At 62.8% G+C, this 21,321-nt stretch carries 23 protein-coding genes; 18 read left to right on the top strand and 5 right to left on the bottom strand.

What is annotated here, in order from left to right; all coding sequences use genetic code 11:
• Positions 1-81: 81 nt before the first annotated feature.
• Both nudC and K419_RS0103540 read left to right on the top strand, forming a co-directional pair.
• Complete coding sequence (gene nudC / locus K419_RS0103545) at positions 82-930, top strand: NAD(+) diphosphatase (RefSeq protein WP_026840366.1); 849 nt, start codon at positions 82-84, stop codon at positions 928-930.
• A 277-nt stretch (positions 931-1,207) separates the two neighbouring features.
• Complete coding sequence (locus K419_RS0103540; RefSeq protein WP_026840365.1) at positions 1,208-4,570, top strand: DEAD/DEAH box helicase; 3,363 nt, start codon at positions 1,208-1,210, stop codon at positions 4,568-4,570.
• A gap of 18 nt (positions 4,571-4,588) precedes the next feature.
• On the opposite strand, the gene K419_RS0103535 is transcribed toward K419_RS0103540, so the two are convergent.
• Genes K419_RS0103535 through sfsA form a run of 3 tightly spaced genes read right to left on the bottom strand, consistent with a single transcriptional unit; the run spans position 4,589 to position 6,239 of the window.
• Positions 4,589-5,032 (bottom strand): ATP-binding protein, encoded by a 444-nt coding sequence (locus K419_RS0103535; protein ID WP_026840364.1) that lies wholly within the window; start codon positions 5,030-5,032, stop codon positions 4,589-4,591.
• Positions 5,029-5,487, bottom strand: a complete 459-nt coding sequence (locus tag K419_RS0103530; protein ID WP_012530898.1) for a hypothetical protein — start codon at positions 5,485-5,487, stop codon at positions 5,029-5,031. Before K419_RS0103530 ends, K419_RS0103535 begins: the two co-directional genes overlap by 4 nt.
• A 56-nt stretch (positions 5,488-5,543) precedes the next feature.
• On the bottom strand, positions 5,544-6,239 hold the full coding sequence (sfsA, locus tag K419_RS0103525; protein WP_026840363.1) for a DNA/RNA nuclease SfsA: 696 nt from the start codon (positions 6,237-6,239) through the stop codon (positions 5,544-5,546).
• A 211-nt stretch (positions 6,240-6,450) separates the two neighbouring features.
• On the opposite strand from sfsA, the gene K419_RS0103520 reads away from it, so the two are divergent.
• The 8 genes from K419_RS0103520 (at position 6,451) to K419_RS0103485 (ending at position 13,996) form a co-directional block, all read left to right on the top strand.
• Positions 6,451-6,828: a hypothetical protein gene (locus K419_RS0103520; protein ID WP_026840362.1), complete on the top strand. Its 378-nt coding sequence runs from the start codon at positions 6,451-6,453 to the stop codon at positions 6,826-6,828.
• Between the two features lie 102 nt (positions 6,829-6,930).
• The gene (rfbA, locus tag K419_RS0103515; protein ID WP_026840361.1) at positions 6,931-7,836 is read left to right on the top strand and encodes a glucose-1-phosphate thymidylyltransferase RfbA; all 906 of its coding nucleotides are present in this window, start codon (positions 6,931-6,933) and stop codon (positions 7,834-7,836) included.
• Positions 7,833-8,321 (top strand): dTDP-4-dehydrorhamnose 3,5-epimerase family protein, encoded by a 489-nt coding sequence (locus tag K419_RS0103510; protein ID WP_026840360.1) that lies wholly within the window; start codon positions 7,833-7,835, stop codon positions 8,319-8,321. The genes rfbA and K419_RS0103510 overlap by 4 nt, the downstream gene beginning before the upstream one ends.
• A gap of 73 nt (positions 8,322-8,394) precedes the next feature.
• Complete coding sequence (gene mreC / locus K419_RS0103505) at positions 8,395-9,219, top strand: rod shape-determining protein MreC (protein ID WP_026840359.1); 825 nt, start codon at positions 8,395-8,397, stop codon at positions 9,217-9,219.
• A gap of 25 nt (positions 9,220-9,244) precedes the next feature.
• Entirely contained in the window at positions 9,245-9,727 is a 483-nt protein-coding gene (mreD, locus tag K419_RS0103500; RefSeq protein WP_026840358.1) for a rod shape-determining protein MreD, read from the top strand.
• On the top strand, positions 9,724-11,661 hold the full coding sequence (gene mrdA, locus K419_RS0103495) for a penicillin-binding protein 2 (protein WP_026840357.1): 1,938 nt from the start codon (positions 9,724-9,726) through the stop codon (positions 11,659-11,661). Before mreD ends, mrdA begins: the two co-directional genes overlap by 4 nt.
• Positions 11,662-11,699: 38 nt before the next feature.
• Complete coding sequence (gene rodA, locus K419_RS0103490) at positions 11,700-12,800, top strand: rod shape-determining protein RodA (RefSeq protein ID WP_026840356.1); 1,101 nt, start codon at positions 11,700-11,702, stop codon at positions 12,798-12,800.
• A gap of 59 nt (positions 12,801-12,859) precedes the next feature.
• The gene (locus K419_RS0103485; RefSeq protein ID WP_026840355.1) at positions 12,860-13,996 is read left to right on the top strand and encodes a tRNA-queuosine alpha-mannosyltransferase domain-containing protein; all 1,137 of its coding nucleotides are present in this window, start codon (positions 12,860-12,862) and stop codon (positions 13,994-13,996) included.
• A 60-nt stretch (positions 13,997-14,056) separates the two neighbouring features.
• Here the strand turns inward: K419_RS0103485 and K419_RS23800 are convergent, their stop codons facing one another.
• Positions 14,057-14,215: a TFIIB-type zinc ribbon-containing protein gene (locus tag K419_RS23800; RefSeq protein WP_198013087.1), complete on the bottom strand. Its 159-nt coding sequence runs from the start codon at positions 14,213-14,215 to the stop codon at positions 14,057-14,059.
• Positions 14,216-14,681: 466 nt separating this feature from the next.
• On the opposite strand from K419_RS23800, the gene amrS reads away from it, so the two are divergent.
• From amrS to K419_RS0103440, 8 genes are all read left to right on the top strand, one after another.
• A complete protein-coding gene (gene amrS / locus K419_RS0103475) occupies positions 14,682-15,695 on the top strand; it encodes an AmmeMemoRadiSam system radical SAM enzyme (protein WP_026840354.1) in 1,014 nt (337 codons plus the stop codon).
• Positions 15,686-17,074, top strand: coding sequence for a PAS domain-containing sensor histidine kinase (locus tag K419_RS0103470; protein ID WP_026840353.1), 1,389 nt, complete (start codon positions 15,686-15,688; stop codon positions 17,072-17,074). Before amrS ends, K419_RS0103470 begins: the two co-directional genes overlap by 10 nt.
• Positions 17,075-17,165: 91 nt before the next feature.
• Positions 17,166-17,819, top strand: a complete 654-nt coding sequence (locus K419_RS0103465; RefSeq protein WP_026840352.1) for a lysophospholipid acyltransferase family protein — start codon at positions 17,166-17,168, stop codon at positions 17,817-17,819.
• Positions 17,809-18,255 carry a ribonuclease HI gene (rnhA, locus tag K419_RS0103460; protein ID WP_026840351.1) on the top strand — a complete coding sequence of 149 codons (447 nt, stop codon included), beginning with the start codon at positions 17,809-17,811 and terminating at the stop codon, positions 18,253-18,255. Before K419_RS0103465 ends, rnhA begins: the two co-directional genes overlap by 11 nt.
• Positions 18,256-18,284: 29 nt before the next feature.
• Positions 18,285-18,590 carry an HNH endonuclease gene (locus tag K419_RS0103455; RefSeq protein ID WP_026840350.1) on the top strand — a complete coding sequence of 102 codons (306 nt, stop codon included), beginning with the start codon at positions 18,285-18,287 and terminating at the stop codon, positions 18,588-18,590.
• 25 nt (positions 18,591-18,615) lie between these two features.
• A complete protein-coding gene (locus tag K419_RS0103450; RefSeq protein WP_026840349.1) occupies positions 18,616-19,236 on the top strand; it encodes an HAD family hydrolase in 621 nt (206 codons plus the stop codon).
• Positions 19,237-19,254: 18 nt separating this feature from the next.
• Positions 19,255-19,707: a tetratricopeptide repeat protein gene (locus K419_RS0103445; protein ID WP_026840348.1), complete on the top strand. Its 453-nt coding sequence runs from the start codon at positions 19,255-19,257 to the stop codon at positions 19,705-19,707.
• Between the two features lie 57 nt (positions 19,708-19,764).
• Positions 19,765-20,145 (top strand): VOC family protein, encoded by a 381-nt coding sequence (locus tag K419_RS0103440; protein WP_026840347.1) that lies wholly within the window; start codon positions 19,765-19,767, stop codon positions 20,143-20,145.
• Between the two features lie 85 nt (positions 20,146-20,230).
• Here the strand turns inward: K419_RS0103440 and pfkA are convergent, their stop codons facing one another.
• Positions 20,231-21,190, bottom strand: coding sequence for a 6-phosphofructokinase (pfkA, locus tag K419_RS0103435; RefSeq protein ID WP_012530879.1), 960 nt, complete (start codon positions 21,188-21,190; stop codon positions 20,231-20,233).
• Positions 21,191-21,321 lie beyond the last annotated feature (131 nt).

The following is a 21,321-nucleotide window of genomic DNA, read 5'->3' as shown; positions in this document are numbered from 1 at the left end:
AATGAAACCCGTTGCTTCCACTGGCCGTTCCTGTATTATGCCTGTCACTGCAATGAGACCTACTGTTCCAGGAGTTGCCACATGTCCTATCCGGAAACGATCAACCTTCCTTTCAACGCCGAAATCATCAAGTCGAGATTCACGCAGATAAAGCCGAGCGGCGCAGCCGAGGCCGGCCACGGGCATCTGGTGCTGCTGCAGGGGGAGACCCTTGTCCTGGAGGGGGAGGGGCTCTTCCGCGGGGAGCTTCCCATTAGCCTCGCCGCCGACGGGGCGCCGCTTCTCTTCGGCACCTGGGACGGGGATCCCGTCCGGGTTTACACCCTGCCCAAGTCTCAGGCGCTCCCGGCCGGGCTCCACGCGGTGCACTGGAACGCGCTTCCCGACGATCTCGCCACGCTCTACGGCCTCGCCCGCCAGATCCTCTACTGGGAAAAGCTCAGCCGCCACTGCTCTCGCTGCGGCTCTAGCGACATGGAACGCATCTTTCCCACCTGGGGCAAGCGCTGCTCCGGCTGCGGCCATGAGCACTACCCCCACATCCACCCCTGCGTCATCGTCCTCGTTAAGCGCGGCGACGAGTTTCTCTTGGTGCGCAAACCCGAGTGGGCCGCCGGGCGCTTCAGCCTGGTTGCCGGTTTCGTCGACTTCGGCGAATCGCTCGAGGAGTGCGTGGTCAGGGAGGTGCAGGAGGAAACGGGCCTTACCGTGGGGGACATCCGCTACATCGGCAGTCAGAACTGGCCTTTTCCCAGCCAGTTGATGGCGGGCTTCGTCGCAAGCTACAAGTCCGGCGACCTGAAAATCGACGGCGACGAGCTAGAGGAGGGGGGGTGGTTCAGCCGGGATCGCATGCCCGATTCGCTCCCCCCCAACCGCAGCATCGCGCGCTTCATCATCGACCGTTTTGCGTTAGGAGCGGGTGCTTGAAAAAATCATTAAAGTTTTATTGAACCGATCCGATAGCTTTTTATTAGTACCCCGGAGTAAACAGCCCAGGGTCTCCTTTTTCGGGGGGTGGTTGGCGCCATCCCCCATTTTTTTTCTCCGCATTGCCTTTCCCCCCTTGTAAAACCTGCCGCTTCCCTCGATCCGCCCGCACATTAACCCCGTTTGCTTTCATCTCTCATGGTGTTGTTGTATTGGAGCGCGCTTTCTGCTAACTTAAACGGTTCGTTAAGCAGCCCCTGGCGGGAGAGCGGATCTGATGGAACTTATGGCTAACCCCCTGCTGCGGCATCTTTCCCAGATGCCGGCCTCAGGCATATACGCACTGGCGGACAAGGTGCACCTCTTCAACGGCTTCGAGCTGTGCAAGAGGAGGCCGGTTACCCGGGTCACCTGGAGCGGGGACGGCTCCGTCCTCACCGTGGAGGTCTCGGATGGCGGGAGCTATCTGGTGTCGTTGACCTTGGCCCTGGGAGAATTTTCCAGCGTCTGCAACTGCGGCACCTGGAGCCCCGGAGGGCGCTGTCCCCACCTGGTCGCCTCACTCGCCACCGTGAAAAAGGCGCTGGCGCCCGCCTCGTTCCCCATGCTGCAGCTCCCGCAGGACTACCTGGATCAGATCCGCAACCAGCTGCTCGGCGTCCCTGCGCTGCGGATGGACGAACTGCACCAGCGCCAGTCGGGGGAGGCGCGCTACGCGCTGGTCCTCGACCTGGAACTCGACTCTCCCCGCCTGCGCCTGACCCATGACCTGATTCCCGCAGCCCTTTTCGATGCCGCGCTTCCTCCCTCGATCCGGGAGTTCCTGAGGCTGATGCAATCCTCCGCCCTGCGCGGCCGTTGCATCGAAGAGTTCATCACCCGTTTCCGCGGCAGGTTCCCCATTCTTTACGCCTCCGCTGCAGGGGTGGTCCCCCTCCAGTTCGACCATTTAAGCGATCGTGCCGTTTTGCTGCAACTGGATCTGGAAGGAGACGAGATCGCCGCGAGCGTCTCGCTTGAGGACGGCTCCGCGCCGGACCCAGATTCCTTCGTGCACCAGGGATACTATTTCGACCTCAGCCGCAGGCTGGTGCAGCGGGTGGACGACGCCGGCCTCGTTTTCTACCACTCCCTCTTTGCGCGGGTCGAAGAGGCCATGGGGGGGGCGCCGGCGCGCCACGGGAGCGGATTCCGCTTCCCCGCCCCGCTCTTCAACTCGCTGCAGCTGGATCTGGGCGAGTCGCAGCAGGGGAAGGGGGGCGCCGCCCTGTCGATCTCGGGGGTCCCGGCGCAGCCCAGGCTGGTCCAGCCGCGCTACCGCCTGGATATCGTTGAGCTTGCCGACCCGGTGCCGGTCGTAGCCCAAGGTGTGGCCGACGGCGTAGTGTTCGGTTTGTCCCCGGTTAGCTTCAAATTCTTCAGTACCCGGGGGCGCGCTGCGTTGCCTCAGACCCTCAAGGCGAAAAAACGGGTGATCTCCGTAATCAGGGCCTGTTTCGCCGCTCTTTCCGCGGGGAGCACGGCCGAACGCGAGAGGGTGGTCAGGCAGGCGCTGGACACGCCGGAATTTTTCAAGCGGGGGGTCCGTTCCGAGGCGCGCGCCGCTGTTACCTCCTTCTGCGAGGCGGCCCTTGCCCATGGCGTGGTGCTGCAATTGTCGCAGCAAGGGGAGTGGCTGGCCGTCGAGGTGGACGGGAGACTGCAGGGGCGGCTTTTGCAGATCGCCTGCGACTTCTTCGGCTGCGAGATCTTTTGGCAGGCGGAGCGGCCGGGGGAGATGACGCTTGCGAGAAAGGAGCTGATGAAAAATCTCTCCCGCTTCTGCGACGCCCTCTCTGCGGAGGGGTTCTCGCTTGCCATAGGAGGGGAGGAACTGCAGACCGTTTCCTGGTCTTTCACGCTGGACGCCACCCGCTCCAGCATCGACTGGTTCGAGCTGCGGCCGGAGATCAGTTGCGACGGCGAGACGGTCGAGGACGCCGAGCTCATCCGCGCCCTCCAGGGGGGCGGGATCTTCCGGCGCGGCAACGAGATGGTGATCCTGGACGAGTTGAGCAGCAGCACCCTTTCGCTCTTCGGCGCGGCGACGAAGAGGGAGGTGGTCCGCGTGCCGCGCCTGCAGATCCTAGACTGGATCACGCTCAGGCGCAGCGGGGTCCGGATCCTTCTTTCCCCGGAGGACGAGCGGATCTTCGAGAGCCTGACCCGTTTCGAGAGCATCCCCAGGCGCCAGGCTCCGGCGAGGCTTTTGGCGACGCTCAGGAACTATCAGCTGGAAGGGTACAGCTGGCTCGCCTTTCTCTACGAGCACCGTTTCGGGGCCTGCCTCGCCGATGACATGGGGCTCGGAAAGACCATCCAGGCCATCGCCCTTCTGGCGGGGATAGCCGAGGGGGATATCCCCTGCGAGCTTCCGGCCGGGACGCCGCACCTGGTGGTGGTCCCGCCGACCCTCATCTTCAACTGGGAGAACGAGCTGCAGCGCTTTTACCCCGCGCTCAAGGTCGGGGTCTACCGCGGGCAGGGGCGCAGCGCCGAGTTTGCCGGGCTGGACCTGGTGCTTACCAGCTACGGCGTGGTGCAGCGCGACATCGAACAGCTCAGGGAGATCCCGTTCAACGTGATCGTCTTCGACGAGGCGCAGTCGGTGAAGAACATACACGCGGAGACCACCGGCGCCGTGCGCAGGCTCTCCGGAAGGTTCAAGCTCACCCTTACCGGCACTCCGGTCGAGAACCACCTAGGGGAATACTTCTCGGTCATGGACCTGGCGCTTCCCGGGCTTTTAGGTCCCTACGAGCAGTTCCGCAAGGAAATGGGGCGGGAAGGGGGTGACTTCATGGAGAAGCTGATCCGGCGCACCCACCCTTTCATCTTGAGACGGTCGAAGGACATGATCGCCGACGAGCTCCCCCCAAAGGTGGAGACCGACATCTACCTGGAGATGAGCACGAGGCAAAAGGCGCTCTACGCCCGCACCGTCGCCCAGGTGCGGGAAACGGTGGCGCTGGCCTACAGTTCGAAAAGCCCCGGGCAGGCGCGCATCATCGCCCTCACCGCCATCTTGAAGCTGCGCCAGATCTGTTTGAGCTCGAAGCTCATCCTGCCGCAGGCACCGGACCGTTCCCCAAAGATCGACTTCCTGGTGGACCAGCTGATGGAGCTCTTCGCCGAGGGGCACAGCGTCCTGGTCTTCTCGCAGTTCACCTCGTTTTTGGACATCGTGGAGCAGGGGCTTTCCCAGCACGGCATCGGCTTTTCCAGGTTGGACGGCTCGACCCCGGTCTCGCGCAGAAAAGAGATGGTGCAGAGGTTCCAGGAGTCGGCAGAGCCCGGGGTGTTCCTGTTGAGCCTGAAGGCGGGTGGTCGCGGCCTCAACCTGACCCGCGCCTCCTACGTCTTCCACCTGGACCCCTGGTGGAACCCTGCGGTGGAGAGCCAGGCTTCCGACCGCGCGCACCGGATCGGGCAGCAGCGGCAGGTGACCATCACCAGGCTTTTGATGCGGCACAGCATCGAGGAGAAGATGATGGAGCTCAAGAAAAGGAAGTTGAAGCTGTACCGGGCCCTTCTGGAGGAGGCAGAGCACGAGGGGGGCAACGCCATCAGCCGCGAGGACTTCGAATACCTGCTGGGGTAGGGAAATGCAGGGGAGGCGCTAGGCCTGGGGTTGGGTGAAGTATCTGCAGAAGGAGAGGGTGTTCCTGCCGTTATTGGAGCTGTAGCTCACCTCGTCCATGATGGTCTCGATGATGAAGAGCCCCATGCCGTTTTCGGGAATGGAACCGATGACTTCGGGATCGAATTCCAGGCTCCTCGGGGCGTACTGTTCGATCGCCTTGCCGCAGTCGGAGATGGCGAAGGAGATGCGGTCGTGGTGCAGGGTGATGGCGGTGTCGACCCGGTACCCTTCCTCTTTGCGGTAGGCATGGGTGATGGCGTTGTTGAGGGCCTCGACGACGCAGACCTCCATCTCGCCGTAGGCTTCTTCCTTGAGGGGCGAGCAGGCGCAGACGCCGCGTACCGCATGTCCCACCAGGGCCACGTCGGCAAGCCTGCTCTCGATGCTGAGGTATAGGGTTTTGCTCGGTTTGATTATCACGCTGTCCCGTTTCCCTGCTTGTGCGCTGCCTGCTCCACCCAGGACTGCGCCACCGAAAGCTGTTTCAGAAACTCCGCGGCGAAGAGGAATTCCCCCATCGGCGCAGCGACGTTGATGCCGTCATCGCCGCGCTGGACCGAGAAGGCGAAACCCTTTTTGCCGTTTCTTTGGTAGCACTCGACGCTCAGCTTGGTGACCGTCTCGCCGTCGGCGCTCTCAAAACGGTGGGTGAAGGTTTCCTTCCCCCCCTCCGCCTGCACCGCGTTCATCCTCCTGGATATCTCGAAGGCCTCCCACGGCTCCGCCACGAACCTGATCTGCGCCGCGCCGGCTGCGAGCCTGAAGAAGCGGAAAGCAACCCTCCCTTCCTCGGGCTTTCCCTGCTGCTTTTTCTCGCAGGGCGATATCTCCACGCCGGTCTCCTTGGCGTATATGGTAAACCTTGGAATTCTCATTGGACCCCCGGGACAGCGCTTATAACTCTAGCGTCCTCTCCAGGGATGTCAACCGTTTAGAGCAATACCGGCAGCGCGCGTTCCAGGCGCACCTCGGTCCGGGTCACCTCGGCGCGATAGGCGAGAATTTCGACCCCGTTTTGCGCCGCCTCTCTCAAGAGCCGCCCGTAGACGGGGTCGATGGCGTCGGCAGGGGCAAGGGCCGCGCCGTCTGCGCGCTGCACGATGAAGAGGTTAACGGCGCGGTGTCCCTGGCGCACCATCTCCATGAGCTCCCGCAGGTGCTTTTGCCCCCGGGCGCTCACCGCGTCGGGGAAGAGGGCGACGCCGTCCTCGACCAGGGTGACGTTCTTGGTCTCCACGTAGCAAAGCCCCTGCTCCCCGGAGAGCAGAAGGTCGATCCGGCTGCCGCTGCCATAGGGGACCTCGCCGCGGATCTGCTGGTACCCGGAGAGCTCTGAAATGGTCCCGTCCAGGATCGCCTCCCTGGCGAGGAGGTTGGGGAGCTGGGTGTTGATCCCGACCCAGGTCCCGTCGGCCTGCACCAGCTCCCAGCTGTGCGGGTATTTTCTGGTGAGGCTCGCGCTTTTGGAGAGGAGGACCAGGTTGCCGGGGCAGGCGCACCCCATCATGCTCCCGGTGTTGGGGGTGTGGGCGGTGACCACGGTCCCGTCCTCCAGCTCGACGTCCGCTAAAAAGCGCTGGTAGCGCCGGATCAGGGTCCCCTGGAAAAGCGGCTGCGGCAGTTTCATGCTTGCTCCTTCGCCCCAGCGGGGGGCCGGGACGCTTGACAATGAGGTGAAAAAGGGTACCCGCTGGCGGCCCGTGCTGTCCAGAGAAAAATACGCCCCGTTCCCGGAGAGCGCTTAAGGTAGAAATGTATTGATCTCATTGGTGATTCTGCTACACTCGGTGGCTGGGTTGCCCCGGTTTCAGCCGGGAGACGTGGTAGGCGGAGGCGAAATGGCCAAGGGACGGCAGGACCATCAGGACCATCTGGCGGCGGTACAGCTTCTGGGGAAGAGCGTCAGCAAGAGAGCGGGGTTTCGCTGCGAGTGGTGCGACGGCGACCAGGAGCTCCGCCTTTGGGAGTACCAGCCGGAACAGGAGCCATCCGAGGCGAACCTGGCGCTCATCTGCCAAGGGTGCCGGGAGCTTTTAGCCTCCAAGAAGCCCGACCCCCGCAGGCTCCGCTCGCTGCGCAACGCGCTCTGGAGCGAAGTGCCGGCGGTCGCCGAGGGTGTGGCGGTTCTCCTCTCCCGCTGCCATGAGTCATGGGTGCGCGAGGCGATCGAGGAGAGCTTCATCGACGAGGCGCTAAAGGAGAGGCTTCTCCCTTGATGGCAACCTGTGATCAGACCCTTTATTGGTTTGACGCAGGACGCGCCTGTGTGATAGAAAAAGTCTTTTGTTAATGTGATCGAAGATTTGAAAGGTTCATTTATGCCACAAAGTATCAAGAAGGGGATTCTCCTGGCCGGAGGCGCGGGAAGCAGGCTTTACCCTCTGACCATGGTAGCGAGCAAGCAACTGCAGCCGGTCTACGACAAGCCGATGATCTATTACCCGCTGGCGACGCTGATGATGGCGGGAATCGCCGACGTGCTGATCATCTCCACACCTCAGGATACTCCCCGCTTCCAGGCGCTTTTGGGCGACGGCTCGCGCTGGGGGATCCGCCTTTCCTATGCGGTGCAGCCAGAGCCCAAGGGGATCGCGCAGGCTTTTCTCTTCGGGGAAGAGTTCATCGCCGGCGATCCGGTCTGCTTGATCCTGGGCGACAACATCTTCTACGGCAAAATGGAATTGGACCGTCTCATCGCGGGTTTTGACGGCGGAGCCAAGATTTTCGGCTACTACGTGCAGGATCCGGAGCGCTACGGCGTGGTCGAGTTCGACCGGGAAGACCGGGTGCTCAGCATCGAAGAGAAGCCGGCCCATCCCAAGTCGAACTACGCGGTCCCTGGGCTGTACCTCTACGACGGCAAGGTGGTGCAGATCGCCAAGGAGTTGAAGCCCTCGCCGCGGGGCGAGCTGGAAATCACGGATGTAAACCTGGAGTACTTAAGGCGCGGCGAACTTTCGGTGCAAAGGCTCGGCCGTGGGATCGCCTGGCTCGATACCGGCACCCACCAAAGCCTTCTCGAGGCCTCCCACTTCATAGGGACCCTGGAGGCGCGGCAGGGGCTTAAGATCGCTTGCCTGGAGGAGATAGCGCTCCGGATGGGGTACCTTGACTGCGCGGCGATGGCCAAGGTCATCGATGCCACCCCCAATTCCTCGTATCGGGACTATCTGCAGCGGGTCTACAACGAAACTACGCTTTGCGGGGGAGGGATGGGAGCATGAGCGAGATAACCAGTTTCACCAAGGGGCGTATCCACGACGTGGTGCTTAAGCCGCTGGGGAAGTTCCTGGACGAGCGGGGGTGGCTTTGCGAGCTTTTCCGCAGCGACGAGCTGGAGCAGTCGGTGCTTCCCGCCATGACCTATGTCTCGATGACCCAGCCGGGGGTGACCCGCGGGCCGCACGAGCACGTCGACCAGACCGACTACTTCTGCTTCATGGGTCCTTCCAACTTCAAGGTCTACCTTTGGGACACGCGCTCCGATTCCCCGAGCCGCGGGGTCAGGCAGGTGGTCTACGCCGGCCTCGACGCTCCGCTGGCCATGATAGTTCCGCCCGGAGTGGTTCATGCCTACCGAAACGTAGGGACGGAGAACGGCGTCGTCTTCAACGCGCCGAACCGGCTCTATGCCGGAGAGGGAAAGCGCGAGCCGGTGGACGAGATCCGGCACGAAGAAGCGGCCGGCTCGCCTTACCAGATCGACTAGCGGTGTCGCCGCCCGTTGTTTTTTGATCGCACAGATAGGGGGCCGCAGCGCCCCCTAAACCATTTTGAGGCCGATGAAAAACTTTCTAATCCGCTATAAGCGCTTACTGCTGACCGCCGGTGTCCTCCTGGCGGCCTTCCTCACCTATGCGCTTAACCTCAGGAACAAGGAGCACGCGAACCCCGTGGAGCGCGCCGTGATGACGCTCACCGCTCCGATTGCGGGCTCGGCCGCCTTCCTAAGCGGCTCCGTAGGGGATGTCTGGAACAACTACGTAGATCTCATCGAGGTCAGGCGCGAGAACATCGAACTCAGAAGAAGCGTAAAGCGCCTGAACGAGCGGATCGTCGCCAACCACGAGGCGGTCGTGGAAAACCAGAGGCTCAAGGCCCTGCTCGAACTGAAAGGAAGCGTCGCCATCCCCTCCATCGCCGTCTCGGTGATCGGGGAGGACAGCTCGGCCTGGTTCAAGACGCTGGTGGTCGACCGCGGCAGCGACGACGGGCTGGCGGAGGGGATGCCGGTGGTTGCGGCCGGCGGCGTGGTAGGGAGGGTGGTCAAGGTGGCTCCGCAAAGCTCCCGGGTGCTGCTTTTAACCGACCATGCCAGCGCCATCGCCGCCGTCGTGCAGCGCTCCCGGGCCCGCGGGGTGGTGCGCGGCGCCGGAGGGGGGCGCTGCTCGCTGGAGTTCACGGTCAAGGACGAGGACGTGAAGGTCGGGGACAGCGTGATCAGCTCCGGCATCGGCGGCGTCTTTCCCAAGGGGCTTCCCATCGGGGAGGTGACCATGGTGAAAAAAGGGGAGTACGGCGTCTTCCAGACCATCGAGGTCCGTCCCACGGTCAACATCGGCAAGCTAGAGGAGATGCTGGTGCTGGTCCGGCAGCAACAACAATAGTGTCCATCACGAGCGAGTCACAGCTTTGATTGCTTATCTGAAAATAACGGGAATCGTTCTCGCCGCCTGCCTGCTCCAGATGACGCTTCTCCCCAGGTACCTGCTGGATCCCTTCCAGCCCAACCTGCTCATCATCCTCGTGGTCTACCTGGGGCTCAAGGCGCCGCACCGCCTGGCAGGTCTTGCCGCCTTCGCTCTGGGGCTGCTACAGGACAGCTTTTCCGGCATGTACCTCGGGCTGCACGCCTTTTCCTATCTCTGCATCTACCTGCTGTTGTCCGAGCTGGCCGACCGGCTCTACACCGACAACCGGTTGCTGTTCGTGCTGGTGGTCTTTCTGGCCACCGTGTTCAGCGCCGCCTTGAACCTGCTCATGCTTGCCGTTTTTTCCGTGTCACAAGGGGTTTACGCCTCGCTGCTGCCGGCCCTGATACCCCAGGCGCTGGTGAACGCGCTGATAGCTTCGCTTTTTTTCGGCGTGAGGCTTCCGGTGGAGGAGGCTAGATGAAGCACAACATACTTCCCGACGACGACGGGGGGGGCCGCCGCATCATCGGTCTCTCCTTAGGCGCCTTCGCCATCTTTTTCCTGCTTTTGTCCAGGCTCTGGTACCTGCAGGTGGTCAATGCCGACGACCTGATGAACCAGTCCGAGAACAACCGCCTGCGCTTCGTCCCGGTCGCCGCACCGCGCGGCGCCATACTAGACAGAAACGGCAAGGTGCTGGTCACCAACACCCCCTCCTTCTCGGTTGCCGTCATCCCGCAGGACGTCAAGGACAAGGAGCAGTTGATAGACAACCTGGCGCGCTACCTGAACCTGGACCGCAACGAGATCGAGACCAAGTGGAACAAGGGGCAGGGGAGGGCCAAGTACTACCCGCTGGTGGTCGCCTCCGGCATCACCCGGGACCAGATGGAGTTCCTCGAGGAGAACCGGCTCTCCCTGTCCGGGGTGAACATCGAGATGAAGCCGATCCGCGCCTACGCCAACGGCACGCTCGCCTCGCACCTTCTGGGGTACCTGGGCGAGGTCAACGAGGAAGAGCTCAACTCGGAAAAGTACCTGGAATACAACGCCGGGGACTACATAGGCAAAAGCGGCATCGAGAGGGCCTGGGAGTCGTACCTGCACGGTACCGACGGCGGGCGCCAGATCGAGGTCGACGCCCGCGGCCGCTTCCTGCGCACCGTGGCCGAGACCGGCTCGAGCGTCGGCAACACCGTGATGCTCACCGTGGACCTGAACCTGCAGAAGGCGGCCGAGCAGGCCATGGGGGACATGGCCGGGGCCGTCGTGGCCATGGACGTGAATACCGGCGAGATCCTCGCCTTCAGCTCCAACCCGGACTACGACCCGGCGCTCTTCACCGGGCGGATGCCCCCCGACATCTGGAAGCAGTATCTCGAAGACGAGCGGCACCCCTTGGAAAACAAGGCGCTCAAGGGGATGTACCCCCCCGGTTCCACCTTCAAGATCATCACCGCCATAGCGGGACTGGAAGAGGGGCTGATCAACGAGAACACCACTGTCGAGTGCAACGGCTCCTACAAGTTCGGCAACGCCACCTTCAGGTGCTGGGAGCACAAGGGGCACGGCACGGTGAACCTGAGGCGCTCGCTGCGGGAATCCTGCGACGTCTTCTACTACAAGCTTGCAGAGCGCCTGGGGGTGAACCGCATCGCGGCCTACGCCAAGCGCTTCGGCCTGGGAGCGCCGATGGGGGTCGGCCTTGAAAACGAGAAGGGGGGGATCATCCCCACCGAACAGTGGAAGCTCAAGCGCTTCGGCAAGAAATGGTTTGCCGGCGAGACCCTGCCGGTCGGGATCGGGCAGGGGTATGTTCTCACCACCCCGGTCCAGCTCGCCTCCATGATCGCCACGGTGGCGAACGAAGGAAAAATCTACCGCCCCCAGTTGGTGAAGCGGGTGGTGGACGCGGACGGCAAGGTGCTCAAGGAGTTCTCACCCCAGTTGGCGGGGACGACCGGGTTGAAGCCCGAGACCTACCGCCTGGTGAAGGAAGGGCTCTTCGCCGTGGTCAACGAGCCGCGCGGCACCGGCGGCATGGCGAGGCTCTGGGAGGTGAAGGTCGCAGGGAAGACCGGTTCTTCCCAGGTGGTGCGCGACAGCAAGGCGGGAATGGCCTACAAGTACCGGGACCACGCACTCTTCGTGGCGTTCGCCCCCTATGAAAAGCCCGAGATCGCCGTCGCCGTCGTGGTGGAACACGGCGAGCACGGCGGCAGCGCGGCGGCGCCGGTGACCGCCAAGGTCCTGCGCGCCTACTTCGAGGGGAAAGGCGTCATCAAGAAACCGGTCCCGAAAATCCAGCCGCAGCAACAGGGGGAAGCTGTGGCCGAGCCCGACGGGCAAGCCGCGCCCCAGGCCCCACCGGCTACTCCGGCAACCGAGAACAGGTCCGGCAACTCCGACAGATAGCTCCGATTTCACCATCGGACCAGGGTAAAGGAACGCAGATGTTCGATCGACGGCTATTCACCAACTTCGACTGGACCCTCTTGGGCGTGGTGCTGCTCATCACCGCCTTTGGGGTCGTCAACATATACAGCGCCTCGTCCTCGTACCGGGACATCGGCACCCCCTATTACCTGAAGCAGCTCTACTGGATCTTCGCGGGTCTCATCCTCTGCCTCACGGTCTGCAGCCTCGACTACCACATGCTGGAGGACTTCGCCTACTGGCTCTACGGCGGCGTCCTTGTCCTTTTGGTGCTGGTGCTCGTGGCTGGCAAGACCAGCATGGGGGCGACCCGCTGGATCCACCTCGGCTTCTTCAACATGCAGCCCTCCGAGCCTATGAAGATCGTCATCATCATGACCTTCGCCAGGTTCTTCAGCCGCTACCCGATCTTCAAGGGGCTGACGCTCAAGGACCTGGTCTACCCGCTGCTCATCCTCGGGGCGCCGGCCTTGCTCATCATGAAACAGCCCGACCTTGGGACCGCGGTGCTGGTGAGCCTGATCGGCGGGACCATGCTCCTTTTCGTAGGGGTGCGCTGGTCCGCGCTTGCCTCCCTCTTCGCCGCCGCACTCCCCATCGTCTACGGCGCCTGGACCTTCGGGCTGCACGACTACCAGAAGAAGAGGATCTACAACTTCCTGAACCCCGACCTCGACCCCCTGGGGAGCGGCTACCACATCATCCAGAGCAAAATCGCGGTAGGCTCCGGGGCCACCTTCGGCAAGGGGTTCATGCAGGGGACCCAGTCCCAGCTCCGCTTTCTCCCCGAGCAGCACACCGACTTCGCCTTCTCGGTCTTTGCCGAGGAGTGGGGGTTCGCCGGCTGCCTGTTGATGCTGACCCTCTACCTCTTCCTCATCCTTTGGGGGCTCTCCATCGCCAAGCGCTGCAACGACCGTTTCGGTTCCCTGCTCGCCGTCGGCGTCTCCGCGATGCTCTTTTGGCACATTGTGATCAACATGGGGATGGTGATCGGCCTGCTCCCCGTGGTCGGGGTCCCGCTCCCCTTTTTCTCCTACGGCGGCACCTCCATGGTCACCTCCATGGTCGGAGTAGGGATACTTTTGAACATCAGCATGCGGCGCTTCATGTTTTAATTTTTTCAGGCTTATGGGTTTTCGTCGTCAATTGTCAATTGGTTTAGAGGAGCTGCAGCATGCGCATCACCCTGGTCGAGCCCTACTTCACCGGTTCCCACGCCGCCTGGGCTCGGGAATACGCGGCGCACAGCAGCCACGAGGTCGAGCTCCTGACGCTCCCCGGCCGCAACTGGAAGTGGCGCATGCACGGCGGCGCAGTGACCCTTGCCTCGCGCTTTTTGGAGCAGCCTCGGCCGGACCTGATCCTCGCCACCGACATGCTCGACCTCACCACCTTCCTGGCGCTCACCCGCAACCAGAGCCACGGCATCCGCACCGCGCTCTACTTCCACGAGAACCAGCTCACCTATCCCTGGTCCCCTTCCGACCAGGACCCGGCCCTGCAAAGGGACCTGCACTACGGCTTCATCAACTACGCGAGCGCTCTGGCGGCCGATGCGGTCCTTTTCAACTCCCGCTACCATCGAGACTCTTTCCTGGGTGCGCTCCCCGCGTTTCTGAAGGGGTTCCCCGACGCGGTAGACGCCGATTCTGCAGCGCGCATCGGAGAAAAGAGCCGGGTGCTCCCGTTGGGGCTCGACCTGCGCAAGCTGGACCGGCACCGCCCGCAGGCGGGCGAGGGGGCACGGGTGCCGCTTTTGCTCTGGAACCATCGCTGGGAGTTCGACAAGGCGCCGGAACCCTTTTTCGAGGCGCTGTACCAACTGGCGGACGAGGGGGTCGAGTTCGAGGTGGCGGTGGTGGGGGAGTCCTTCGGGCGCGCCCCCGGGGTGTTCCGGCAGGCGCGCGAACGGCTAGGCTGCCGCGTGGTGCAGTGGGGATTCCTGGAGCGCTTCTCCGATTACGCCGCCTGGCTTTGGAGGGCCGACATCCTGCCGGTCACCTCGCGGCAGGAGTTCTTCGGTGCCAGCGCGGTGCAGGCGCTTTACTGCGGCTGCCGCCCACTTTTCCCGGACCGGCTCGCCTACCCGGAGCATGTGCCTGTCCAGGCGCTGGAAAAGGTGCTCTACCGCGAAGAGGAAGCACTCGTGGACAGGCTGAGAACGCTGATACTGGACCGGGAAGATGGTGCGCTGCTGGACGGTTTCGTGGAACGCTACGACTGGGAAAAGCTGGCGCCTGTTTACGACAGCTTTCTGGAAGGGGTTGCCGCGGGAGTTGACGGTGTGGTGCCGGAGGTTACTGCCTGGTAGTGGTAGGGGACGTGCTGCGCGAGGAAACGGAGGGGGGCGCGTCGGCGCCCCCATTCCCGATCAGGCTGCTTGCTGCGCTCTGTTCACCATGATGATCTTGCTCTGTTTTTCCAGCCAGACCGTGCCGCAGGAAGTGCATTCCAGGAGGTCCTTGGCGTAGCCGTCGGAATGCATGTCGATCTCGATTCCTTTTTTGCTGCTGCAGTGGGGGCATTGCATGTTTGTTTTTCTCCTATGGGGGTAATTTTGACTTCGACACTATATATAAAGGGGTGTGTTGGTCAAGCGTAAAATTTTCGAAAAAATCACCTAAAACAGTAGTTTAGCTTTCTCTCCCCCGCTTCCTGCCGAGCCTTCATTTTAAAACACCTTTGGCTCCGGATCCGAAAACTTCCTGCTCCAACTTTGCAACCATCGGATATCCCTAGTTTTACCCGTTATCAAACACGGGTATGCTTAATTTCGCTAACGGCGTTGATCCTTACGTAAAGGTGGTGTGCCTCGGAAAACTTTTTTCGCCTCCCCGAACTTGTAACGACGGTTTGGAGCGTTGTCGGGAATTTCGGAGCAAACTGCGGGATTGTTTGAAAGTTTTCAATTTTCAGCTGGAGTTTTTCCTTTTTGGATGCTATGTTTGCCGCCGCTAATTTTTTCTCCCGAGGCTGAGGCTCAAGGAGGGGTGACCATGAAGCAAGCGATGTTCTACGAAAAGCTCGACGGGGAGCGGGTTCGCTGCGGCTTGTGCCGCTTCCGCTGTCTGATCGGCAGCGGCAAGTTCGGGCACTGCAGGGTACGCCAGAACCGCCAGGGGGTGCTCTATTCGCTGGTCTATGGCCGCGCCGTCGCTGAGCACGTGGACCCCATCGAGAAAAAGCCCCTTTTCCACCTGCTTCCGGGGAGCCGCTCCTATTCCGTCGCCACTGTCGGTTGCAATTTCCGCTGCCTGCACTGCCAGAACTACAGTATCTCCCAGCCCGACGAGCAAAGCGTGGAGCGCTCCGGCTTTTCCCTTTCCCCCGAGCAGATCGTGGAGCGCGCGCAGGCTTCCGGCTGCCGTTCCATCGCCTACACCTACACCGAGCCCACCATCTTCTTCGAATACGCCTTCGAGACGGCGAAACTCGCCCGCGCGGCAGGGCTCAAGAACATCTTCGTCACCAACGGCTACATCACCAGCGAGGCGCTGCAGGCGATAGCGCCGTATCTCGACGCGGCCAACATAGACCTGAAGGCCTTCAGCGAGAGCTTCTACCGCGACGTGGTGGGCGCTTCGCTGGACGAGGTGCTCGACTGCATCAGGGAGTACAAAAGGCTCGGCATCTGGCTCGAGATCACCACCCTGGTGATACCCAACCGCAACGACTCGGACCGGGAGCTGCGCGACCTCGCGCGCTTCATAGCTGAGGAGGTCGGCGTGGACACCCCATGGCACGTGAGCCAGTTCTATCCGACCTATCGCCTGATGGACGAGCCCCGCACCCCCGTCGCCACCTTGAGAAACGCACGCGACTTCGGGCTTGAGGCCGGACTGCGCTACGTCTACGAGGGTAACGTCCCCGGGGAAGGGGGGGAGAACAGCTACTGTCCTGGCTGCGGCGCGCTCGTCATCGCCAGGTACGGTTACGTGGTGGAGAAAAACCTACTGGTTAAGGGGCGCTGTCCTGCCTGCGGCGCCGGGGTGGAGGGCGTTTGGAGTTGAAGTCTAGCCTTACCTGCTGGGCCAGGCTTTCCGAGCCCGGCGCAAAATCCTTCCTGCTCCAGGCGCTGCTGGGGGGGGCGCTTACCTTCCTCTTCTGGCTGCTCCAGGCGGCCATCGACTATTTCCTTTTCGGCGGGAACTCCTTCTACAAATACCTGCTGCATCCGGACCGGCACCAGGCGGCGGAGTTTTCCCTGGTGGTGTTTCTGGTCTGTTGCCTGCTCCTTTACAGCAGGCACTCCCACCGGTTGCAGGCTGAACTTCAAGCGGCGCTGAAGACAGCGCTGGACAAGTCCCAGGACGACAAGGCGAAGCTGCGCGGCATCGTCGAGGCGATGGGAGACGCCATCTCCATACAGGCGCCGGATATGACCATCGTCTACCAAAACCGCGCCCACGTGGAGATGATGGGGCAGCATGTCGGCGAGCACTGCTACCAGGCGTACCGCCAGGAAAAGAAAATCTGCCCCGGCTGCCACCTGGCCGCGGCCTTCGCGGACGGCCAGGTGCACCGCGCCAAGGTGAGTCCGGAGCCTGTCAACGGCGACCGCTACGTCGAGATAACGTGCTCGGTGCTGAACGGGGCCGACGGCAGGCCCGCGCTCGGCATAGAGGTGGTGCGGGACGTCACGGCGCAGCGGCTGGTAGAGCGCGAGGCGGCCCAGTTGAACCTGGCCCTCACCCGGCAGGCCAGCGAACTGAAGCAGGTGAACCGTGAACTGGAGGCCTTCTGCCTGGCGGTCGCCCACGATCTGCGCGCGCCGCTTACCCGGATCTACAGTTCCGCCCAGGAACTGCAGCGCTATGGCGATCTGCTGGACGAAAACGGCCGTTTCTTCGTGTCGCTCGTAAACGACGGCTGCGTCCAGATGGAGTCGATGATCGAGGCGCTGATGATCCTTTGCCATGTGACGGAGATGGAGATGGCGCCCGCTGCGGTGGACCTGGCCGAACTGGTGCAGGAACTGGCGGCGCAACTGCAGCTGGACAATCCCGGGCGCAAGGTGACCCTGCGCCTACCCGAGCGGCTCGTGGTCCAGGGGGACCGGGAGCTGTTGCGCATCGCCATGGAGAACCTTTTGTCCAACGCCTGGAAGTACACCTCCCACGTGGCTATGCCCCTGATAGAACTCGGCTCTTTCAGCAGCGAACAAGGGGAGCTCGTGATATTTGTGAGAGACAACGGTGCAGGGTTCGACAACGCCCGCGCCGAGGAGCTCTTCAAACCGTTCAGGCGCCTGCATTCCGCTTCGGAGTTTCCCGGTACCGGCCTTGGGCTCGCCACGGTACGGCGCATCATCCGCCGGCACAACGGCCAGATCTGGGGAGACGGCACACCCGGGGCCGGCGCCACTTTCTACTTTACCGTCAACGGGTGACCCCCGGCTGGAAACGGTTGCCCCCGGTCGGCCATTCATGCTATAAATCATCGTTCCGCAATAAAATCCACTGCATGAAGGGGTTTCTTCCTTGAAGGTTTCACTTTTGCGTCGCCTCTGGGTCACCTTTTCCGTATGGGTGATCGGCTGCTACGCCTCCGCGCTCAACCGCTTCACAGTTTACGGCGCCGAGCGTATTCCCGGCTCGGGAGGGGTGCTGGTCGCCTCCAACCATATCTCCGCTTACGACACGATCTTCCTCCCCTGGGCCGTCATCCGGCGCAACCCGCTGCAGATGCTCTGGGCCCCCGCCAAGGAGGAGCTGTTCCAAAACCGCCTCATGGGGCTCGTCTATCGTTCCTGGGGCGCATTTCCTGTGCGCCGCGGCCGGGACATCCGCGCCGGCAAGCAGATCAACGTGCTTTTAGCCGACCAGAAGGTCATGCTCTTTCCCGAGGGTACAAGGCACAAGGACGGCGTCCTCGGCAAGGGTAACCGCGGTGTGGGGAAGATCATCTACGACACGAGGCCCCAGGTGATCCCGACGGCGCTGACCGGCGTGAACCGCTGGAAGTTTCCCGCGTTCGGCGCCAGGGGGGGGGTGAGCTTCGGGCATCCGCTCGACTTCTCCGACCTCTACCAGCTTGAGGACTGCAAGGAGACCCATCAGCTGATCGTGGACAGGGTGATGGAGGCGATCGCCACGCTTTTGCGCCAGGAAGGAGGCAACGTCGATGCAGGTTGAGATCTTTTGCGACGGGGCCTGCAGCGGCAACCCCGGGGTTGGCGGTTTCGGTAGCATCCTGCGCTGCGGCGATACGGTGAAGGAGATCTCCGGCGCCGAGGGGGACACCACCAACAACCGGATGGAGATGAGTGCCGCCATCGCCGCGCTCGATGCGCTGAAGCGCCCCTGCCAGGTGGTGGTGACGACCGATTCCCAGTACCTTGCCAAGGGGATGACCGAATGGCTTTCCGGCTGGGTCAAGCGTGGGTGGGTGAACTCGAAGAAGGAGCCGGTCCTGAACCGCGACCTTTGGGAGCGGCTCCTGGAGCTCTCCCGGGTGCACCAGATCCGCTGGGTGTGGGTGCGCGGCCACAACGGCCACGTGGAAAACGAACGCTGCGACGAGCTTGCGCGCGCCGCCATCGACAGCTACCGCGCAGGCGGCGGCAGGTAGCGCGGCAAGCACCGGATAAAGGAAGCTCATTGGACTACTTCATCATCGAGGTCTCCGAGGAGGAGATCCGCAGGGAACGTGAGAAGGCGCGCGAACTGCGTCGCAGCCAGTGGTGGAAAAACCGGGTGGGCCGCGGCGCCTGCCACTGGTGCGGGGGGAAGTTTCCTCCGGCCGAGCTCTCCATGGATCACGTGGTGCCGGTGATTCGCGGCGGGAAGTCGAACCGCGGCAACGTGGTGCCCGCCTGCAAGGAATGCAACAACAAGAAGAAGCACCTGCTCCCCATCGAGTGGGAGGAATACCTGGAGACGCTTGCCGGGAATAAGCAGCAGTGAACGGGCTTCGCCCGCGGAGAATATCTTGAGAAAAGAGACCAAGGCGGTCATCTACGACTGCGACGGGGTGCTGTTCGACTCCTTCGAGGCGAACTACGCCTTCTATGGGCAGGTGGTGGAGCACTTCGGCAAGGCCCCCCTGGACCGCGGCGACGCCGAGCTGATGCGGATTCTGCACACCTACTGCAACAAGGACGTGCTGTCCCACATCTTCGCCGGGGAAAAGCGGATGGACGAGGTGCGGGCTTTCTCGGCCAGCATCGACTACAGGAAGCTTTTCCCCCTGATGGTGATGGAGGAGGGTCTGCGCGAGACGCTGGAGGCGCTGAAGGGGAGGGTGGAGCTCGCCGTCTGCACCAACAGGGCAAGCTCCATGGACATGCTGCTGGAAACCTTCGGGCTTGCTCCCTATTTCAGCTGCGTCATGACCGCGGCGCAGGTGCAAAACCCGAAACCCCACCCGGAGCCGCTTTGGAAGGTGCTGGCTCAGTTCGGGATCGCCCCTGAAGAGGCGCTCTTCGTCGGGGACTCCGAGGTGGACCGCCAGGCGGCCGACGCTGCCGGCGTCCCGTTTGTCGCCTACCGCGGCGGGATGCGCGCGCTGGCCAGGATAGAGAAGCACCAGGAACTGCTGTTACTGCTGTAGTTGCCGGAGGTGGGACCGATGGAGCTTATGCCGCAGGATGATCCGGGGAGACTTTGCCAGCGCGCGCTGGAGGCGCTGTCGTCGGGGGACCCCCAGGCCGCGCTTCCACTGTTGGAGCGGGCCTTCAAGGCGCAGGACAACCCGGCGCTGCACTCGTACCTGGGGTACTGCATCGCCAAAGAACGGGGGCAGGTGAGGAAGGGGCGCGACCTCTGCCTCGCCTCGCTGGAGATCGAGCCGCAAAACCCGGCTCACCACCTGAACCTCGCCAGGGTGCACCAGATCGCCGGGCAGAAGCCCGAGGCGATAGCGGCCTTGAGAAAGGGGATGGAGTCCGGTGGGAGCCCCGAGATCGTGGCGCTTTTGAACCTGCTCGGCAGCAGGAAGCCCCCGCCGCTCAGGTTTTTGTCGCGCGACAACCCGCTCAACAAGTGGATCGGCATCCTCTTGGGGCGGGTCGGGTTGCGCTGAGAGGCTCCACCCATATACTTTGATGCGGCTGACAGACCTTTTAAGGGGGGTGACCAGATGGCCGATCAATTCAAGGAGCAGGGGGCGTTCAGCTGGTTGGAGTTGAGCACGCCGGACCTAGCCGGGTCGCGGGCCTTCTATAGCCGTCTCTTCGGCTGGAGGACCGAGCCTTGGAGCGGAGCGGAGGATTACGCCCTGATCAAGGTGGGGAGCCGCGAGGTGGGGGGGATGACCCCGTTGCGCCCCGGTCAGCGCAAGCCTGCAGGCTGGGGTGCCTACGTGACGGTAACCGACGTGGACGCGACCGCCGCCAAGGCGGAGGAGCTGGGGGGCAAGGTGCTGGTCCCTCCCACGGAGATCCCCAGGGTGGGGCGCTTTTGCGTGATACAGGATCCGCAGGGGGCGGTGATCACCGCCATCACCTACCGCCGCCCCTAGCCAGCCTAGGGGAATCTGAAAGAAAAAGGGGAGCGCCGCTTGCAGCCGGCACTCCCCTTTCGTTTGTGTCTCTCCCGAACCGCAGCTAGATGCCGAGGATCAGCGACATCTCGTGCAGCTCGTCTTGCTGCCTCTTCTCGCTTACCACCACCGTCTCCAAGAGGGTCGGCACGATCGCGTTGCAGCAAAGCCCCACCATCTTTCCCATCTGCCCGGCCAAGAGGTTTTCCACCGCCGCGTGCCCGAACCTGCTTCCCAAGAGCCGGTCGAAGACCGAAGGTGCGCCCCCTCTCTGGTAGTGGCCGAGTACGGTGACCCGGGTCTCGAAGCCGATGGCGTCCTTGATGTTGTCGGCTATGTTCTGGGCGCGCCCGGCCCCTTCGGCCAGGATGATGATGGCGTTGCTGCGCCCTTCCTCCCAGCGGTGCCTGAGCTGGTTGCAGAGATCGGCTACGTCGCACTCGACTTCGGGGACTATGGCGTACTCGGCGCCGGTGGCGATGGCCGCCATGCTGGCGAGATACCCGGAATTTCTTCCCATCACCTCGATGACGAAGGCACGGTCGTGCGAGCTCGCCGTGTCCTTGATGCAGTCGACCGCGTAGATGATGTTGTTGAGCGCCGTGTCCACGCCGAGCGCCATGTCGGTGAAGGGGATATCGTTGTCGATGCTGGCCGGTATGCCGATTACCGGCACCCCCATGCGGTGCAGCGCCAGCGCGCCGTTCAAGGAGCCGTCCCCCCCGATGACGATCAGCCCCTCGACCCCGAACTCCTCCAGGTGGCGGACCGCCTTCTCCCTTCCCAGGACGGTCCGGAATTCCTCGCTTCTGGCCGATTGCAGGAAGGTACCCCCGCGGTGCAGGATACCCGCGACGTCTTTGGTCTGCATCTCGAGGAAGTCCCCCTTCAGCAGCCCCGCGTACCCCTTGCGGAAGCCGAGCACCTGTACCCCGTGCCCCAGGGCGGTCCTGGTCGCGGCCCTGATGGCCGCGTTCATGCCGGAACAGTCCCCGCCGCTGGTGAGTATCCCTATCTTTTTCATCCGTGACTCCGCTCGGAATTAATGGGCCAACCTCTGCTTCTTCATTATCCGCAGAGAAAGCCTGGTTGAATATATCATGGGGGAAAACGATTACAACAGCGGACGGGACTTTAATGAATAACTCAGAGGCC

The sequence above is a fragment of the Citrifermentans bremense R1 genome, assembly GCF_000426865.1.
GTDB lineage: Bacteria > Desulfobacterota > Desulfuromonadia > Geobacterales > Geobacteraceae > Geomonas > Geomonas bremensis.
The sequence above is the reverse complement of the archived record's forward strand: the minus strand, read 5'-3'. Positions and strand labels throughout refer to the sequence as shown.

Coding starts and splice junctions, on each gene's coding strand:
- nudC (WP_026840366.1), top strand. CDS start 82: ATGTCCTATCCGGAAACGATCAACCTTCCTTTCAACGCCGAAATCATC.
- K419_RS0103540 (WP_026840365.1), top strand. CDS start 1,208: ATGGAACTTATGGCTAACCCCCTGCTGCGGCATCTTTCCCAGATGCCG.
- K419_RS0103530 (WP_012530898.1), bottom strand. CDS start 5,487: ATGAGAATTCCAAGGTTTACCATATACGCCAAGGAGACCGGCGTGGAG.
- sfsA (WP_026840363.1), bottom strand. CDS start 6,239: ATGAAACTGCCGCAGCCGCTTTTCCAGGGGACCCTGATCCGGCGCTAC.
- K419_RS0103520 (WP_026840362.1), top strand. CDS start 6,451: ATGGCCAAGGGACGGCAGGACCATCAGGACCATCTGGCGGCGGTACAG.
- rfbA (WP_026840361.1), top strand. CDS start 6,931: ATGCCACAAAGTATCAAGAAGGGGATTCTCCTGGCCGGAGGCGCGGGA.
- K419_RS0103510 (WP_026840360.1), top strand. CDS start 7,833: ATGAGCGAGATAACCAGTTTCACCAAGGGGCGTATCCACGACGTGGTG.
- mreC (WP_026840359.1), top strand. CDS start 8,395: ATGAAAAACTTTCTAATCCGCTATAAGCGCTTACTGCTGACCGCCGGT.
- mrdA (WP_026840357.1), top strand. CDS start 9,724: ATGAAGCACAACATACTTCCCGACGACGACGGGGGGGGCCGCCGCATC.
- rodA (WP_026840356.1), top strand. CDS start 11,700: ATGTTCGATCGACGGCTATTCACCAACTTCGACTGGACCCTCTTGGGC.
- K419_RS0103485 (WP_026840355.1), top strand. CDS start 12,860: ATGCGCATCACCCTGGTCGAGCCCTACTTCACCGGTTCCCACGCCGCC.
- K419_RS23800 (WP_198013087.1), bottom strand. CDS start 14,215: ATGCAATGCCCCCACTGCAGCAGCAAAAAAGGAATCGAGATCGACATG.
- amrS (WP_026840354.1), top strand. CDS start 14,682: ATGAAGCAAGCGATGTTCTACGAAAAGCTCGACGGGGAGCGGGTTCGC.
- rnhA (WP_026840351.1), top strand. CDS start 17,809: ATGCAGGTTGAGATCTTTTGCGACGGGGCCTGCAGCGGCAACCCCGGG.
- K419_RS0103445 (WP_026840348.1), top strand. CDS start 19,255: ATGGAGCTTATGCCGCAGGATGATCCGGGGAGACTTTGCCAGCGCGCG.
- K419_RS0103440 (WP_026840347.1), top strand. CDS start 19,765: ATGGCCGATCAATTCAAGGAGCAGGGGGCGTTCAGCTGGTTGGAGTTG.
- pfkA (WP_012530879.1), bottom strand. CDS start 21,190: ATGAAAAAGATAGGGATACTCACCAGCGGCGGGGACTGTTCCGGCATG.